Raw genomic sequence first — 15,870 nt, forward strand, 5'->3', positions numbered from 1 at the left:
GAAGATCTGGCAGTGACGTGGTCCACGCCGGATCAGCCGGGACATCCTCCGACCCCGAGGAAAGAGTCGTTATCCATGCAAGTCTGGCCGGGACAGGCGTATCCCCTCGGTGCCACGTACGACGGCGCCGGCACCAACTTCGCGGTCTACTCCGAGGCCGCGCGCCGCATCGAGCTGTGCCTCTTGGCCGACGACGGTTCGGAGACCGCCATCGAGCTGCGCGAGACGGACGCGTTCGTCCGCCACGCGTACCTGCCCGGGATCATGCCGGGCCAGCGCTACGGCTTCCGGGTCCACGGCCCGTACGAGCCCGAGCGGGGGCAGCGCTGCAACGCGGCGAAGCTGCTGCTGGACCCGTACGCGCGCGCCATCAGCGGGAAGGTCGACTGGGGCGAGGAGGTGTACGGCTACCACTTCGGCCGGCCGGACTCCCGCAACGACCTCGACTCGGCGCCGCACACGATGAGTTCGGTCGTGGTGAACCCGTACTTCGACTGGGCCAACGACCGGCCGCCGCGCCACGAGTACCACCACACGGTGCTCTACGAGGCGCACGTCAAGGGTCTGACCATGCGCCACCCCGACCTGCCGGAGGAGCTGCGGGGCACGTACGGGGCGCTCGCGCACCCGGCGGTCATCGGGCACCTGACGAAGCTGGGCGTGACGGCGCTGGAGCTGATGCCGGTGCACCAGTTCGTCAACGACCACCGGCTCGCGAACGACGGGCTGAGCAACTACTGGGGCTACAACACCATCGGGTTCTTCGCCCCGCACAACGGCTACGCCTCGGGGGACCGCGGGCAGCAGGTGTTGGAGTTCAAGTCGGCGGTGCGGGCGCTGCACGAGGCCGGGATCGAGGTGATCCTGGACGTGGTCTACAACCACACGGCGGAGGGGAACCACCTCGGTCCGACGCTGTCCTTCCGCGGCCTGGACAACGCCTCGTACTACCGGCTCGGGGAGGACCCCCGGCACTACATGGACACCACCGGTACCGGGAACTCGCTGCTGATGCGGTCCCCGCACGTGCTCCAGCTGATCATGGACTCGCTGCGGTACTGGGTGACCGAGATGCACGTGGACGGCTTCCGCTTCGACCTGGCGGCCACCTTGGCCCGGCAGTTCCACGAGGTGGACCGACTGTCCTCGTTCTTCGACCTGGTCCAGCAGGACCCGGTGGTGAGCCAGGTCAAGCTGATCGCCGAACCCTGGGACCTGGGCGAGGGCGGCTACCAGGTGGGCAACTTCCCGCCGCTGTGGACCGAGTGGAACGGCAAGTACCGGGACACCGTACGGGACTTGTGGCGCGGGCAGCCGCGCACGCTCGCGGAGTTCGCCGGTCGTCTCACGGGCTCCTCGGACCTCTACCAGGACGACGGGCGCCGGCCGTTGGCCTCGATCAACTTCACCACCTGCCACGACGGTTTCACCCTGCACGACCTGGTCTCCTACAACGAGAAGCACAACGAGGGGAACCGGGAGGGCAATCGCGACGGCGAGACCCACAACCGGTCCTGGAACTGCGGCGTCGAGGGTCCCACGGAGGACCTTGAGGTCCGCGAGCTGCGCGAGCGCCAGATGCGCAACTTCATCGCCACCCTGATGCTTTCGCAGGGCGTGCCGATGCTCAGCCACGGCGACGAGTTCGCCCGCTCGCAGGGCGGCAACAACAACGCCTACTGCCAGGACAACGAGTTGGCGTGGCTGGCCTGGCCGGAGCCGGGCAAGGAGCCGCCCGCGCTGTTGGAGTTCACCCGGCGGATGGTGTGGCTGCGCCGTGACCATCCGGTGTTCCGGCGGCGCCGGTTCTTCCACGGCCGGCCGGTCGAGGGCACGCACGACGAGCTGTCCGACATCGCCTGGTTCACCCCGCACGGCGAGGAGATGCGGGCGCGGGACTGGCAGGCGCAGAGCGCGCGGGCGCTGGCGGTGTTCCTCAACGGGGAGGCGATCTCGGAGCCGGGTACCCGCGGGGAGCGGATCACCGACGACTCGTTCCTGTTGATGTTCAACGCCGGTGCGGAGCACCAGGACTTCACGATCCCTGCGGGGCACGGTGCGCGCTGGCACCTGGTGGTGAACACGGCGCGGTCGGACGTCCTGCCACCCGGCACCGGGCCGCAGTACGCGGCCGGGGACCGGGTGGCCTTGACGGGACGGAGCCTGGTGGTGCTTCAACGCCCGGCGTAGGAGGCGCTGCCCTCCCCGACGGTCGGGGAGGTGCCGCGCTGGGCCGGGATGAACGGCGTGGCGTGGGGACGGGCCGACGGGACCCGGGTGACGAGCGCGAGGGTCAGACAGAGGGCGGCCGCCCCGACCGCCACGGCGAACGCCCCGGACGGCCCGTACCACTCGGCGAGCCGCCCGGAGACGGCGAGGGCGGCGGCCTGCCCGGCGACCAGCGAGCTGGCGGCGTACGCCATGGCCTCGGCGAGCCGGGCGGGTTCCACGACCCGCTCGGTGAGCGCGAACGCGGTGATCAGGTGGGGGGCGTAGGCCGCGCCGAGGACGGTGACGACCGCGTACAGCGGCCACAGCGCGTCGGTGAACAGCAGCGGCACCGACAGGACCAACGCGGCGGCGGTGGCCACCCGCCAGCGCAGCCGCAGCCCGAAGCGGGCGGGCAGCGCGCCCAGGGCGAGGCCGACGAAGGCGCTGACGACGCCCATGGCGGCGTACACGATCCCGGCCTGGCCGGGGACACCCAACTGGGCGGTCAGCGAGGCGATGCCGGCCTGACAGGCGCCGAACATGGCGCCCTGGAGGGCGAGGGAGCCGCGGACGGCGTGCACGACGCGGGGGTGTCGGGCCCGGCCGCCCGCCCCGGCCTTCGGCCGCGCGGGGGCGCCGGCCGTGACGGCGGCGGTCGGGTGCAGGGCGTAGGCGGTGCCGAAGACGACGACGAGGCCGGCCGCGCCGGCGAGGGCGACGGCGGGGTGCGCGACGAGCGCGGCGAGTCCGACGAGGGCCGGACCGAGGACGAAGGAGACCTCGTCCAGGGTGCCTTCGAGGGAGTGGACGGCGCCGATGACGCCCTCGTCGGACTTGGCCCGGTGGGCGAGCGCGACGGAGCGGGTACGGGCGAGCGGGCCGATCAGCGGGACGGAGGCGCCGGTGACGGCGCCGATCGCGGCGAGCGGGACGGTCGCGAGGCCGCCGAGGGCCCCGGCGACGAGGGCGGCGGTGGCGACGGCGTTGACGGCCGCCGCGGCAAGGACGACCCGCCGCTGTCCGTGGCGGTCGGCGAGCCGACCGAGGACGGGGCCGAAGACGACCTGACCCGCGGAGAGGATGCCGCCGACGATGCCGGCGGTGGCGAGGGAGCCGCTGGTCTGGGCGACCAGCAGGACGCTCCCGAACTGGGACATCGCGACGGGCAGTCGGGCGAAGAAGGAGACGAGCGGCAGTAGGGGCCCGGTCAGGGCGATGACGTTTCGATAGGTGTTGACGGTTCCAACCACTTGATCAAGACTAACCCGGCGGAGTCACCCGGATGCATTGGGTAATGGCACGGAATCCGGCAGGCTGGGTACGTACGTTCTCATGAGCCTGCCGCAGCACAGCCCCCGAACGGAACCTGATGTTCCGAACCCTGTCACTCCGGCGTCCACCTACCGCCTCCAGCTGTGCCCGGAGTTCCCGTTCGAAGCGGCCCGGGCGGCCGTGCCGTACCTCGCCTCGCTCGGCGTGTCGCACCTGCACCTCTCCCCCGTCCTGGAGGCGGCGCCCGGTTCCACGCACGGGTACGACGTCACCGACCACGCCCGGGTACGGGCCGAGCTCGGCGGCGAGCCGGGCCTGCGGGCCCTGGCCGCCACGGCCCGCGCGCACGGACTCGACCTGGTCCTGGACATCGTGCCGAACCACATGGCGGTGCCCTCGCCGCTGCGACTGAACCGACCGCTGTGGGAAGTGCTGCGGGAGGGGCCGCACTCCCCGTACGCGCGCTGGTTCGACATCGACTGGGCGGCGGGCGGCGGGCAACTGTTGCTGCCGGTGCTCGGCGAGCCCGCCGACACCTACGACGTCCGGGTCGGCGGCGACGTACTGCGCTACGGGGACCAGGAGTTCCCGCTGCGCGCCGGTACGGCCGGGCTGCCGCTGCCGGAGCTGCTGGCCGCCCAGTGGTACCGGCCGGCCTGCTGGCGCGAGGCCCGTACCGGCCTCAACTACCGTCGGTTCTTCACCATTTCGGACCTGATCGGGATCCGCGTCGAGGACCCCGCCGTGTTCGCCGCCACCCACGCGAAGGTGCTGGAGCTGGTGCGGGACGGGGTCGTGCGGGGCCTGCGGATCGACCACGTGGACGGCCTGGCCGACCCCGGGCAGTACCTGCGCCGGCTGCGGTCCGCCGCCGGCGACGACTGCTGGGTGGTGGTGGAGAAGATCCTGGCCCGCGACGAACGCCTCCCGTCGACCTGGCCGGTGGCCGGCACCACCGGGTACGACGCGCTGCACCGCGTCGACGGGCTCTTCACCGACCCGGCGGGCGCGGCCGAGCTGGCCCGCGCCTACGGCCGCGCCACCGGCATGCCCTCCTGGCAGGAGACCGCCGCGACCGCGTCGCGGGAGGTGCTGACCGTGGACCTGGCCGCCGAACTGGCCCTCCTGGAACACCGGGCGGGACCCGCCGCGGCCCCAGCCGTACGGGAACTGCTGATCGCCTACCCGGTCTACCGCCCCTACCCGGACGACCCCGAGCCGGACCCGCGGGCCCTGACGGAGGCGGCCGGGCGGGCCGGCGGGCCCGCGGCGGACGCCGTACGGGACCTGTTGCTGCGGGACCCGGCGTTCGCCGCCCGCTTCGCCCAGACCTCGGCGGCGCTGCGCGCCAAGTCCCTGGAGGACCGGGCCTTCTACCGCTGGGCCCCGTTGCTGTCGGCCACCGAGGTCGGCGGGGAGCCGGGCGCGCCGGCGGTGTCGCTCGGGGAGTTCCACGCGTACTGCGCCGACCTGGAGCGGGACTGGCCCGCCTCGGGGACCGTGCTGTCCACGCACGACACCAAGCGCAGCGCGGACGTCCGGGCCCGGATCGCGGTGCTGTCCCAGGCACCGGAGCTGATGGCCGTTCCGGAGCCGCCGGCGGACGACCCCCAGCTCGCCTGGGTCGCCCGGCAGAGCGCGCTGGGGCTCGGCGAGGTGCCCGAGCGGGCGGAGCGGCTGGCGGCGGCCCTGCTGAAGGCCGCCCGGGAGGCGGGGCTGCGCACCTCGTGGACCGATCCCGACGAGGCGTACGAGGCGGGCGTCCCGAAGCTGGTCCCGGACGGGGCGGCCGGGCCGCCCGCCGAGCTCGTGGACGCGGCCCGGGCCGGTCTGCTCGGCATGACCCTGGTGCACCTGACGATGCCCGGGGTCCCCGAGGTGTACCAGGGGGCGGAGAGCGAGTACCGGGCCCTGGTCGACCCGGACAACCGGCGCCCCGCGCACTTCGGCGGCGAGGAGCTGGCGGCCCTGGACGCGGGCGCGGACCCCGACGGCGTGTCGCGGGAGAAGCTCGCCCTGACCGCTGCCCTGCTGCGGCTGCGCCGCGACCGGCCCGACCTGTTCACCGGGTACGCCCCGCTGGCGGCCCGGGGTCCGGCGGCGGAGCACTGCGTGGCCTTCGCCCGGACGGGCGGGCTCGTCGCGGTGGCCACCCGCCTCTCCCACCGGCTGGCCGGCGCGGGCGGTTGGCGGGGCACCACCCTGACCCTGCCGCCGGGCCGCTGGACGCCGGCGGCGGGCTGCGGCCCCCGCACGGCGCGGCCCGCGTACGAGGGCGAGGTCGACCTGGCGACCCTGCTACACGCCCACCCGGCCCTGGCACTGATCCGCACGGCCACGGAACCGGTCGGGTAGCGCGACCCCGACCCCCGGCCCGGCCCGCGGCGGCCGGGTCGGGGCCGGGTCGCGCGAGGCGTTGGCCAGGGGTTTTCGGAGAGGATTCGGCGAAGTGCGGGGCGCGGTGAGCAGTAGGGGGCGTGCCCGGCGGGCATGGCATCCCATGTGAACCTCCTCCGCGATATGCGCTACCCCACACCTCACGAACTCGCCCTGGCCGCCCGCGCGCTGGCGGACGAGCACCCCGCCCGGGTCCGGCTCCGGCGGGCCGGCGCGTCCCGGGCGGGGGCGCCGCTGTGGCTGCTCTCCGTCGATCCCGGTGACGGCGCCCGTGACGTACTCGTCGTCGCCGGGGCCCACGCCAACGAACCCGTCGGCGGGGCCACGGCCCTCTCCCTCGCCCGTCGGATCATCGGGGACCCCGCCCTCGGTGCCGGCGCCGGCTGGCACTTCCTGCTGTGCGCCGACCCGGACGGCGCGGAGCTGCACCGCACGCCCCGCCCGCACTCCCTGCTCGACTACCACCGCAACTTCTTCCGGCCGCCCGGGCCCGAACAGCCGGAGTGGGCGCCGTCCTTACTGGCCCCCGACCGGCTGCCGCCCGAGACGCTCGCGCTGACCGCCCTCATCGACGAGCTGCGGCCCGTCCTCCAGGTCTCCCTGCACGGCACCGACCTCGGCGGTTCCTGGGTGCAGCTCACCCGGGACATACCGGGGCTGGCCGAGCCGTTCGGGAGGTCGGCCGCCGAGCTGCGCATCCCCGTCGAGACGGGGGCCTCCGACGCCGCCGGGTGGCCCTCCCCCGGGCCGGGGATCTTCGTCATGCCGGAGTCGGGCACCGGCCCCGGCGGGGCGTTCCACCCCGAGGACACCCGGCTCAGCACCTGGTACCGCGTCCACCGCCACCACGGGACCACCGCGATCGTCGAAGTCCCGATGTGGGCGTCCGACCTGGTGGACGATCCGGCCCCGCACCCGGACCCGCGGCACGCCCTGCGCGTCCTCGCGGGCCGCCTCACCGAGGACGCCGCACGGGTGGCCGGGCCGCGGGGCGCGGTCGGGGGGCCGGACCCGGCCTCCGCCGCCCTGCTGCGCGCCGTCGACTGGACCCTCGCCCTGATCCCCCGGATCACCGCCGAGTGGACGGGGCCCGGCGCTCCCGTCGACGCCACGGCGGCCGCCATCGGCAGCATCGACGCCTTCGGGCGGCGGTTGTCGCTGCGCGCCGCCTCGATGCTCCTGCGGGTGCTGCGCGCGCAGGGCCATCCGGCCGCCCCGGGTCTGGACCGGCTGGTGACCGGCTGGTGCGAGGAGTTCTCGGCCCGCTTCCAGGCCCGCCGGGTGCCGGTGGCCACCCAGGTGGAACACCAGTGCCGCACGGTCCTGGCCACGCACGACCGGCTCACCCGCAACTTCGTGCGCCGAACGGGTGCGGTCCCGCCCCCCGGCCCGGACGCCGCCCGCGCTCAAACCGGCCAGGCGTAGCGGCGTTTGGCCAGGCCGGTGGCGCCGAGGCGGTCGTAGAAGCGGATCGCGCCCTCGTTCCAGTCCGGGGTCTGCCACTCGACGTGGTCCAGGCCCCGTTCCCGGGCGAGGGCGGCGACGGCGTCCATGAGGGCTTGGCCGAGGCCGTGGCCCCGGGCCCCGTCGGCCAGGTAGAGGCAGTCCATGTGGAGGTGGTGCCGGGCGTCCCAGAAGGCGAACTCGGCGGAGCAGGCCGCGTATCCGACGACGACGCCCTCGGGCGTCTGAGCCAACAGCACCCACTGCCGCGGCCGCGGCCCGAAGAGCCGGGGGCCGAGCCGGGCGGCGAGACCGGGCGGGCGCGGCGCGGAGCGCTCGTGGGCGATGTGTTCGTGGATCAGTTCGACGAGGCGCGGCAGGTCCTCGGGGCGGGCCGGGCGCACCACGGCTGCGGGTTCATCCATGCCGCCATCCTGCGCCCCGGACCGGCGGGTCGCGCCGCCGGCCCCACCAGGGTCGCCCGCCGAGCGGCCCGTCAGGTCGCCGAGAGACGGAAGTTCATGCTGCCGAAGCCGATCTGGTCGCCGTCGCGGACCACGGCGGAGCCGGACACGCGGCGGCCGTTGACGGTGGTGCCGTTGGTCGAGCCGAGGTCCTTGATCACCCACAGGCCGTCGCGCATGCTCAGCTCCGCGTGCGCCCGCGAGACGGTGTCGTGGCTGAGCCGCAGGCCGTTGCCCGGGTCGCGGCCGATCCGCAGCGGTCCGGCGCCCGGGTGCGGGAGCAGCAGTCGGGGCAGCCGTTCGACCTGCCAGGCGCGGCGGACCCCGGCGGACACGGCGGACGCGCGGCCCACCCAGCCGAACAACCGACGGCTCCACGGGGCTTCGGTCGCCTCCCGGGTCCGGAGGTCGGCGGTGAGGACGGCGAGGTCCTCGGCCCGGCGGGCGGCGAGCGCGAGTTCCATCCGGCGCATGAAGGTGTCGTGCGAGAGCCGGCCGAGCGCCGCACCCTCTCTGAGCTGGCCCAGCGCCCGGTCGCGCTCGGCGTCCGAGAGCCGCGGCGCGGGGAAGGGGGGGAACTCGAAACTCGATGTCACAGGGTGATTGTCGGCCCGTCGGGTGCGGAGTGTCCAGAAGTCCTCCGGAAGGCCCGGAATGATGGGCACGATACGCATGCTGGACACCGCCGGAGACGAGGGGACCGTCCGTGCAGTTCGAGGTATGGGCACCGCTGACAGGTCGGGTCGCCATGCGACTGAACGACACCGCCTACGAGATGACACCGGATCGGGATCCCGGCCGCGCCGGCTGGTGGACCCTGGACGCCCCGGCCGCCGACGGCGACCGGTACGGGTTCCTGCTGGGGGACGATCCCGTGGTCCGCCCCGACCCGCGCGGACGCAGACTGCCGGACGGGCCCGACGGCCTGTCCGCGGTCGTGGACTTCGAGCGGCTCACCCCGCGCGGCCCGGCGCCCCGCACCCCGCTCCAGGACGCGGTCCTGTACGAGCTGCACGTCGGGACCTTCACCCCCGAGGGCACCTTCGACGCGGCCGCCACCCGGCTGGGACACCTGACGGCCCTCGGGGTGACGCACGTCGAGCTGATGCCGGTCTGCTCCTTCCCCGGCCGGCACGGCTGGGGCTACGACGGGGTGGCGCCCTGGTCCGTGCACGAACCGTACGGCGGGCCGGCCGGGCTGGCCCGGTTCGTCGACGCCGCGCACGCGGCGGGGCTGGGCGTCGTGCTGGACGTGGTCCACAACCACCTGGGTCCCTCCGGCAACCACCTCCCCGCCTTCGGGCCGTACTTCACCGACACCCACCAGACCCCGTGGGGCTCAGCGGTCAACCTGGACGCACCGGGCTCCGACGAGGTCCGGGCGTACCTCCTGGGCAGCGCGCTGGCCTGGCTGCGGGACTACCGGATCGACGGACTCCGACTGGACGCGGTGCACGCGCTGGTCGACGGGCGGGCGCTGACGTTCCTGGAGGAACTCGGCGCGGCCGTCGACGAACTGGGGGCGGAGACGGCCCGTCCGCTGTTCCTGATCGCCGAGTCCGACCGGTGCGACCCGCGCACCACGGCCGCCCGCGCCCAGGGCGGACTGGGCCTGCACGGGCAGTGGAACGACGACTTCCACCACGCCCTGCACTGCACGCTGACCGGCGAGTCCCAGGGCTACTACGCCGATTTCGCGGAGGCCCCGCTCGGCGCCCTCGCCAAGACCCTGACCCGGGCCTTCTTCCACGACGGGACCTGGTCCTCCTTCCGCGGCCGGACCCACGGCCACCCGGTGGACCGGCGGCGCACCCCCGCGCACCGCTTCGTCGGCTACAGCCAGACCCACGACCAGATCGGCAACCGCGCGCTGGGCGACCGGCTCTCGGCCTCCCTCTCCCCCGGCCTGCTGGCCTGCGCGGCGACGGTGGCGTTGACCGGGCCGTTCGTACCGATGCTGTTCATGGGCGAGGAGTGGGGGGCCGGCACGCCCTGGCAGTACTTCACCGACCACCCCGACCCCGAGCTCGCGGAGGCGGTACGGACCGGGCGGCGCCGGGAGTTCGCGGCGCACGGCTGGAAGGCGGAGGAGATCCCGGACCCGCAGGACCCGGCGACCCGGGACCGCTCCTGCCTGGACTGGGCGGAGCCCGAACGGGACGCGCCCGCCCGGCTGCTGGCCTGGTACCGGACCCTGGTCTCGTTGCGCCGCACCCAGCCCGACCTGCGCGATCCGGACCTCGCGGCGGTCCGCGTCGCGCACGACGAGGAGCGCCGCTGGCTGACGTTCCGCCGGGGCGAGATCCGGGTCGCGGTGAACCTCTCCCCGGAGCCGGTGACGATCGCGCTGGGGCGCAACGGGGTACGGGTCCTCGCCTCCTGGGAGCCCGCCGAGCACCCGGGGCCGGACGGCCGGATCCACGTACCGGGCGAGTCGGCGCTGGTCCTGGGCCCCTGACCGGCCGGACCCGGCGGCCGGGCGTGCCGACACCGACGTGCCGTCGCGGGTGCCACGCCCGCCTCACATTGCGTGATCACAGGGCTACCCCCAGTGGGCCCACGCCTTCCGACCAGCGGCGGTCCGCCGGATAACGGGTCGCGGAACCACCCCTCTGATCGGCTATGCTGTGCTTGCACATCGAACGGGTGGTTCCGCCGCCCTTCGTGGTGGGTGTAGCTCAGTTGGTAGAGCACCTGGTTGTGGTCCAGGTGGCCGCGGGTTCAAGTCCCGTCACTCACCCTTTTCGATCCCGTGGGGCACGAGGTTTCCTCGTGCCCCACGGGATTTTTCATGCTCCCGGCAAGATCGAGGAGGGCCGGCCTAGCCGCGGAGGAAGGCCTCGACGTCGGTCGCGAAGGCCACCGGGGTCTCGTGCGGCGGGTAGTGGCCGGAGCCCGGGACCGTGACGACGCGGCAGTTGGAGTACCAGGCCCGCCACGTGGCGCGCATCACGTCGGCCGTGAGCGCCGGGTCGTACTCCCCCACCAGGACCAGCACCGGCACCGTGCTGCCCTTGACGGCCGCGGACAGGTCGAGCGGCTGCCAGCTCGCGAGGTACCCGGCGAACGCCTCGGGGCGCGAGATCGCGAGCGAGTGCGCGACCATCCCCTCCAGCCAGCGCCGGCTCGTCCGGTGGCCGGTGACCAGGTCGAGGATGGCGCGGCGCTTGTCCGGGTCCTCGGCGGCGCCGAAGAAGAGGGCGTGGGTGCGGTCGTCCATGGCGTACGGACCGGCCGGTACGGGGGCCACGCCGATCAGCTTCTCGATCCGCTCGGGAGCCCGGACGAGCACCTGCTGCGCGGCCTTGGCGCCCATGGAGTGCCCGAGCAGGGAGAACGTGTTCCAGCCCAGCTGGTCGGCCAGTTCCAGGACGTCGTCGGCGATCTCGGGAAGGTTGTAGCGGCCGGGGATGTCCCGCCGCTCGCCGTAGCCGCGGTAGTCGAGGAAGGCGTACGAGAACTCCTCCGGGTCCAGGTGGTCCAGGACGGAGCCCCAGTTCTCGGAGGTCCCGAACCAGTCGTGCAGCACGATGACGCGGACGGGTCCGGTGCCGATCCTGCGATGGGCGATGGCCATGCGTTCCCCCTCGGTGACGGGCGAAGAAAGCGACGCGGTACCTCTGCCCATCCGGCCCGCCGTCACACCGCGCGCCGGGGCCGTCCCGCCCCGCCCCGGCTCCCACCCGCGCCGAGCCGGACCGGGCCGCTCGCCCCGCTCCCCGGCGCCCTCGGCGGCTCCGGCTCCCACCCGCGCCGAGCCGGACCGGGGGCTCCGCGACCCGGCCGCGGAGCCCCCGGTCCCGTCGGTCAGACGGTCCTGATCGCCGGGTCGGATACGCCGGCGGCGCCCGTCTCCACGTGGCCGGCGAACCGGCGCAGGAACGTCGCGTCGGCATCCGAGACCACCTTCACGTCGTACCAGCGGCCCGTGGCGCGCAGGTCCACCGTGTGGGAGACGCTCGCCCCCGCGTTGACCTTGAAGGTCTGGGCGGCGCCCCCGTAGGCGTTGGTCACCGTGAGGTTCACCGCGGTCGTGCCCCCGTTCGTCAGGGTCAGGGCCAGGTTGCCGGTCGCGGCCACGTGGCGGGCCGTCACCTCGGGGCCGGCCTTCTTCGCCGGGCCCTGCCAGGTGCGCAGGAAACCGTTCGGGCCCCAGACGCTGAGGTCGATCCGGTTGCCGGTGGACGCGCTGGTGCTCCAGGTGTCGGACAGCGTCTTGCCCGCCTCCACCGTGTAGGGCCAAGGGCCGTCGGTGCGGTTGCCCGAAGTGGTGTGGAAGTGGGCGCCGAGCGACGGCCCGGAGGAGAAGGTCAGCGTGAACTTGCCGGTGGAGACGGTGGCCCTGCCGTCCGCGTACGGGCTGTAGCCCAGGGCGCGGGTCGGCTTCCCGCCCGCCTCCTGCTTGGGCAGCGCGCCGGTCGCGGGCGGCGTCGGGTGGTAGGAGGGGTGACGGTCCCTGTCCGGCGGTACGTAGCCCGCCGTGGAGGGCAGCGCGGCGGGTGCGGCGTCCGCCCGGGTGAAGTCGAACGCCGAGGTCAGGTCACCGCAGACGGCGCGGCGCCACGGCGAGATGTTCGGTTCCCGCACGCCGAACCGCTGCTCCATGAAACGGATCACCGAGGTGTGGTCGAAGGTCTCGGAGCAGACGTAGCCGCCCTTGCTCCACGGCGAGACCACGATCATCGGGACGCGCGGGCCGAGCCCGTACGGGCCGGCCGCGTAGCCGCCACCGCCCGCGTACAGGTCGCGGGCGACGTCGGCCGTGGACAGGCCCCACGCCGAAGAGGTCGGCGGGTACGGCGGGACGACGTGGTCGAAGAAGCCGTCGTTCTCGTCGTAGGTGATGAACAGGGCGGTCTTCGCCCAGACCGCCGGGTTCGCGGTCAGCGCGTCCAGCACCTGCGAGATGTACCAGGCGCCGAAGTTCGTCGGCCAGTTGGAGTGCTCGCTGAACGCCTCGGGCGCCGCGATCCAGGAGACCTGGGGCAGGCTGCCGCCCACGACGTCGGCGCGCAGCCGGTCGAAGTAACCCTCGCCGGCGGCCGCGTTCGTGCCCGTACGGGCCTTCTCGTACAGGGGGCTGCCCGGCCGGGCGTCGCGGTAGGAGTTGAAGTACAGCAGCGAGTTGTCGCCGTAGTTGCCGCGGAAGGCGTCGTTGATCCAGCCCCAGTGGCCCGCCGCGTTCAGGCCGTCGCCGATGTCCTGGTACACCTTCCAGGACACTCCGGCCGATTCCAGCCGCTCCGGGTAGGTCTTCCAGCCGTAGCCCAGCTCCTGGTTGCCGAGGACCGGGCCGCCGCCGGTGCCGTCGTTGCCCGTGTGTCCCGTCCACAGGTAGTAGCGGTTCGGGTCGGTCGCGCCGATGAACGAGCAGTGGTAGGCGTCGCAGACGGTGAACGCGTCGGCGAGGGCGTAGTGGAACGGGATGTCGTTCCGGGTCATGTACGACATGGTCGTGGCCGTCTTCGCCGGGACCCACTTGTCGTACTTGCCGTTGTTGTAGGCCTGGTGGCCGCCGGCCCAGTCGTGGTTCAGCCCCTCCAGGAACTGCATCCCGAGGTCCTCGATCTGTGGGTGGAAGGGCAGGACGTCCTTGGTCCCGTTCGACTGGTGGAAGACCGACTTCCCGTTGTCCTGGACCACGGGGCGCGGGTCCCCGAAGCCGCGGACGCCCTTCATGGCCCCGAAGTAGTGGTCGAAGGACCGGTTCTCCTGCATGAGGACGACGACGTGCTCGACGTCCTGGATCGTCCCGGTGCCGCCCTGCGCCGCCGGGATCGCGGCGGCGCGCGCGATGCTCTCGTTCAGCATCGTGAGGGCGGCGGTCCCGCCGGCGATCCGGAGGAACCTGCGGCGGTTGATTTCGGCCATGGGTGACGACCTCCGAGGGTGAGGGGGGAGTCGAGGGGCGCCCCAAGGACAGCCGCCCCGGGGTACCGGGCGGAGATCCCCGTCTGACGTCGGGCCGTACAGCGGACGAACGGAAAGCCCCGCGAAACGGCTCCCGCCCGGCTCCCGCATCTGCTGGAATGACCTTCACACACTGCACGGGGGGCGCAGACGTATGGCGGGGACCGAGTGCGGGCACGCCCGGGGCCGCTCCGGCACACCCACCGACCGCCCGACCGCCGCGATGGTGGAACGGTACGGGGCGCCCCGGGTGGGACACCAGCCCTGTGCGACAAGGGAGTTCGGGGTGCGTCCCCGGCCGGGACGGGACGGCGCGTCGCGGTACGGGCGGGCGCGCGCGGCCCGGTGGGCGGCCGCGCCTCGGTACGGGCCGGCGCGGATGCCCGGCGGGGCCGCCGCGCGGTCGGAGGAGGACGCATGAACCTCGCGCAGCTCCACTACGCCTCGGCGCCGGCCGGCGCGGAGGGCTCCGGCCCGCGCTTCACCGCGGTCACCCCGGGCGTGCCCGCCGCGCTGCTGCGCGAGGCAGGGCCGCTGATCGGGTACGAGGCGCCCGCCGACACCCCGCCGTACCCGACGGAGGAACAACTGGCCGCGCTCCCGGTGGCGCTGAGCCTGAGCATCCTCTCGGACGGGAGCCGGCTGTTGGCGCGGTCGGTGGCCACCGGCGGCGGGCCGGGCCCGGCCTTCCACGCGCACGCCGTGCACCTGCCCGGGGCCGCCGGTTCCGGGGCGGTCCAGGGCGCCCTGCCGATCACGGCCTGGGGCTCCCCGCAGTGGGCCTCGTGGACCCCGACGGGCGGGCCGCCGGCGCCGCTCGCCACGGTGCCCGCCCCGGGGCGGCACGACGCGGCCGCGCTGGCCGCGTTCGTCGCGGCGCGGGGCGCGTGGCTCCCGGGGTTCTTCGCCGACGTACGAAGGCTCGGCAAGGATCCCGAGGCCCCGCGGATCGTGCTCGTGGAGCGGGACAGCCAGGACGTGGCGCGCTGGGTGATGCTGGCGTGCAGCGTGCTGCCGCACCGGCGCGGGCAGTGGCTCACCTTCACCACCTACACGCGGCGGCCCGGCCACGCCCCGCAGCAGCTGATCGGCGTACGCCCCGGCGACGAGGCGGAACTCGCCCCGCTCCCCGGGCGCGATCACCGCCACCGGATCCTCGACCCCGCCCACGAGCCCGTCACGCCGGCCGACACCGGCGCGTCCGCCGGCCCGTGGGCCCGGACCGCGGCGCTGGTCTGGCTGGCGGGTCGGCCCCGCCTGTTCGCGGAGGTGCGCCGACTGCCCGGCGATCCCTACGACGCGGGCCCGCTGGCCGCGCTCGCCCTGGCCGCCGGGCTCCCGCTGGACCCGGTGGCCCACGCGGAGGCGGCCGAGTGGACCGCCGAGCACGGGGACGCGCTGGACGGCGTACGCCCCGAGGCCCCGTCCCGGCCGGCCGGCCCCCGACGGATGCCGCCGGCGCGGGACGCGGCGGCTTCCGACCTCCGGGGCGCCGGGCCCGGCCGGGCGGCACCGGCGCCGACCGCCGGGCCCCAGCCCGAGCCCACACGGGGCGACGTACGCGACGACGTGCCGCTCCCGCCCGGCCCGGGGTCGGGCGCCGACGACCCGCAGCCGGGCGCGGACCGGCTCACGCGGCTCGCCCTCGCCCTCGGGCTGGGTTCCGCCGCACCGTTGCCGGAGGTGGCGCGGCGGCTGGCGCTCGCGCTGCTGGCCGATCCGGAGCGGGCGTACGGGCGGGACGTACGGGACGGGCTGGCCGAATCGCCGGCCCTGCGGATCCTCGTACTCGACCGGTTGGACGCCCTCTCCGCCGGCGATCCCCCGGCCGGGGTCCGCCTGTTCGAGCAGACCGGGCTGCGGCTGGGCGCGGCGGAGGCGGTACCGCACCTGCGGATGTGCGCGCGGGCCGCGGAGCCGGCGTGGGCGCGGGCCGACCGGGTCGTCGCGCTGGACGCCCTCCTGAAGGAGTGCGGCGTCTCCCTGTACGCCGAGCCGCTGGTGCTGCGCACCGGGATGCGGCTGGTGTGGGGCGGGGAGCCGATCCCGGCGGAGGAGGCCCGCCTGGTGCTGGCGACGACGGGCGCGCCCGTGCACCGCGACGCCGGTACCTGGGACCTGCTCGCCCTGGCGGCCACCGGGCCCCCGGCCGGGGGATCGCCGGCGGAGAGGG

Annotated in this window: 10 protein-coding genes and 1 tRNA gene; 6 read left to right on the forward strand and 5 right to left on the reverse strand. The window is 74.6% G+C overall.

The window, feature by feature from the left end; genetic code table 11:
- The first annotated feature begins 75 nt into the window (after positions 1-75).
- On the forward strand, positions 76-2,190 hold the full coding sequence (gene glgX, locus AB0D46_RS35170; RefSeq protein ID WP_362883697.1) for a glycogen debranching protein GlgX: 2,115 nt from the start codon (positions 76-78) through the stop codon (positions 2,188-2,190).
- Here glgX and AB0D46_RS35175 read toward each other — a convergent pair.
- Positions 2,175-3,461, reverse strand: coding sequence for an MFS transporter (locus AB0D46_RS35175; RefSeq protein WP_362883699.1), 1,287 nt, complete (start codon positions 3,459-3,461; stop codon positions 2,175-2,177). The two genes, glgX and AB0D46_RS35175, sit on opposite strands and share 16 nt — an antisense overlap.
- A gap of 82 nt (positions 3,462-3,543) precedes the next feature.
- Here AB0D46_RS35175 and treY point away from each other — a divergent pair, with 82 nt between their 5' ends.
- A complete protein-coding gene (treY, locus tag AB0D46_RS35180; RefSeq protein ID WP_362883700.1) occupies positions 3,544-5,838 on the forward strand; it encodes a malto-oligosyltrehalose synthase in 2,295 nt (764 codons plus the stop codon).
- Positions 5,839-5,985: 147 nt separating this feature from the next.
- A complete protein-coding gene (locus AB0D46_RS35185) occupies positions 5,986-7,305 on the forward strand; it encodes a M14 family zinc carboxypeptidase (RefSeq protein WP_362883713.1) in 1,320 nt (439 codons plus the stop codon).
- Here the strand turns inward: AB0D46_RS35185 and AB0D46_RS35190 are convergent.
- Both AB0D46_RS35190 and AB0D46_RS35195 read right to left on the reverse strand, forming a co-directional pair.
- Positions 7,287-7,748: a GNAT family N-acetyltransferase gene (locus AB0D46_RS35190; protein WP_362883702.1), complete on the reverse strand. Its 462-nt coding sequence runs from the start codon at positions 7,746-7,748 to the stop codon at positions 7,287-7,289. The genes AB0D46_RS35185 and AB0D46_RS35190 overlap by 19 nt on opposite strands.
- A gap of 71 nt (positions 7,749-7,819) precedes the next feature.
- A complete protein-coding gene (locus AB0D46_RS35195) occupies positions 7,820-8,383 on the reverse strand; it encodes a DUF1707 and FHA domain-containing protein (protein WP_362883704.1) in 564 nt (187 codons plus the stop codon).
- A 110-nt stretch (positions 8,384-8,493) separates the two neighbouring features.
- Here AB0D46_RS35195 and treZ point away from each other — a divergent pair, with 110 nt between their 5' ends.
- A complete protein-coding gene (gene treZ / locus AB0D46_RS35200) occupies positions 8,494-10,245 on the forward strand; it encodes a malto-oligosyltrehalose trehalohydrolase (protein WP_362883706.1) in 1,752 nt (583 codons plus the stop codon).
- Positions 10,246-10,454: 209 nt separating this feature from the next.
- Positions 10,455-10,527, forward strand: a tRNA-His gene (locus AB0D46_RS35205).
- An 81-nt stretch (positions 10,528-10,608) separates the two neighbouring features.
- Here the strand turns inward: AB0D46_RS35205 and AB0D46_RS35210 are convergent.
- A complete protein-coding gene (locus AB0D46_RS35210; protein ID WP_362883708.1) occupies positions 10,609-11,364 on the reverse strand; it encodes an alpha/beta hydrolase in 756 nt (251 codons plus the stop codon).
- A 230-nt stretch (positions 11,365-11,594) separates the two neighbouring features.
- Positions 11,595-13,658: a phosphocholine-specific phospholipase C gene (locus AB0D46_RS35215; RefSeq protein ID WP_362883710.1), complete on the reverse strand. Its 2,064-nt coding sequence runs from the start codon at positions 13,656-13,658 to the stop codon at positions 11,595-11,597.
- Between the two features lie 456 nt (positions 13,659-14,114).
- Here AB0D46_RS35215 and AB0D46_RS35220 point away from each other — a divergent pair.
- Positions 14,115-15,870, forward strand: a 1,756-nt coding sequence (locus AB0D46_RS35220) for a GTPase-associated protein 1-related protein (protein ID WP_362883711.1), incomplete at its 3' end; no start/stop codon positions are given.

Source organism: Streptomyces sp. NPDC048383, assembly GCF_040651775.1.
GTDB lineage: Bacteria > Actinomycetota > Actinomycetes > Streptomycetales > Streptomycetaceae > Streptomyces.

Coding starts and splice junctions, on each gene's coding strand:
- AB0D46_RS35210 (WP_362883708.1), bottom strand. CDS start 11,364: ATGGCCATCGCCCATCGCAGGATCGGCACCGGACCCGTCCGCGTCATC.
- treY (WP_362883700.1), top strand. CDS start 3,544: ATGAGCCTGCCGCAGCACAGCCCCCGAACGGAACCTGATGTTCCGAAC.
- glgX (WP_362883697.1), top strand. CDS start 76: ATGCAAGTCTGGCCGGGACAGGCGTATCCCCTCGGTGCCACGTACGAC.
- AB0D46_RS35190 (WP_362883702.1), bottom strand. CDS start 7,748: ATGGATGAACCCGCAGCCGTGGTGCGCCCGGCCCGCCCCGAGGACCTG.
- AB0D46_RS35215 (WP_362883710.1), bottom strand. CDS start 13,658: ATGGCCGAAATCAACCGCCGCAGGTTCCTCCGGATCGCCGGCGGGACC.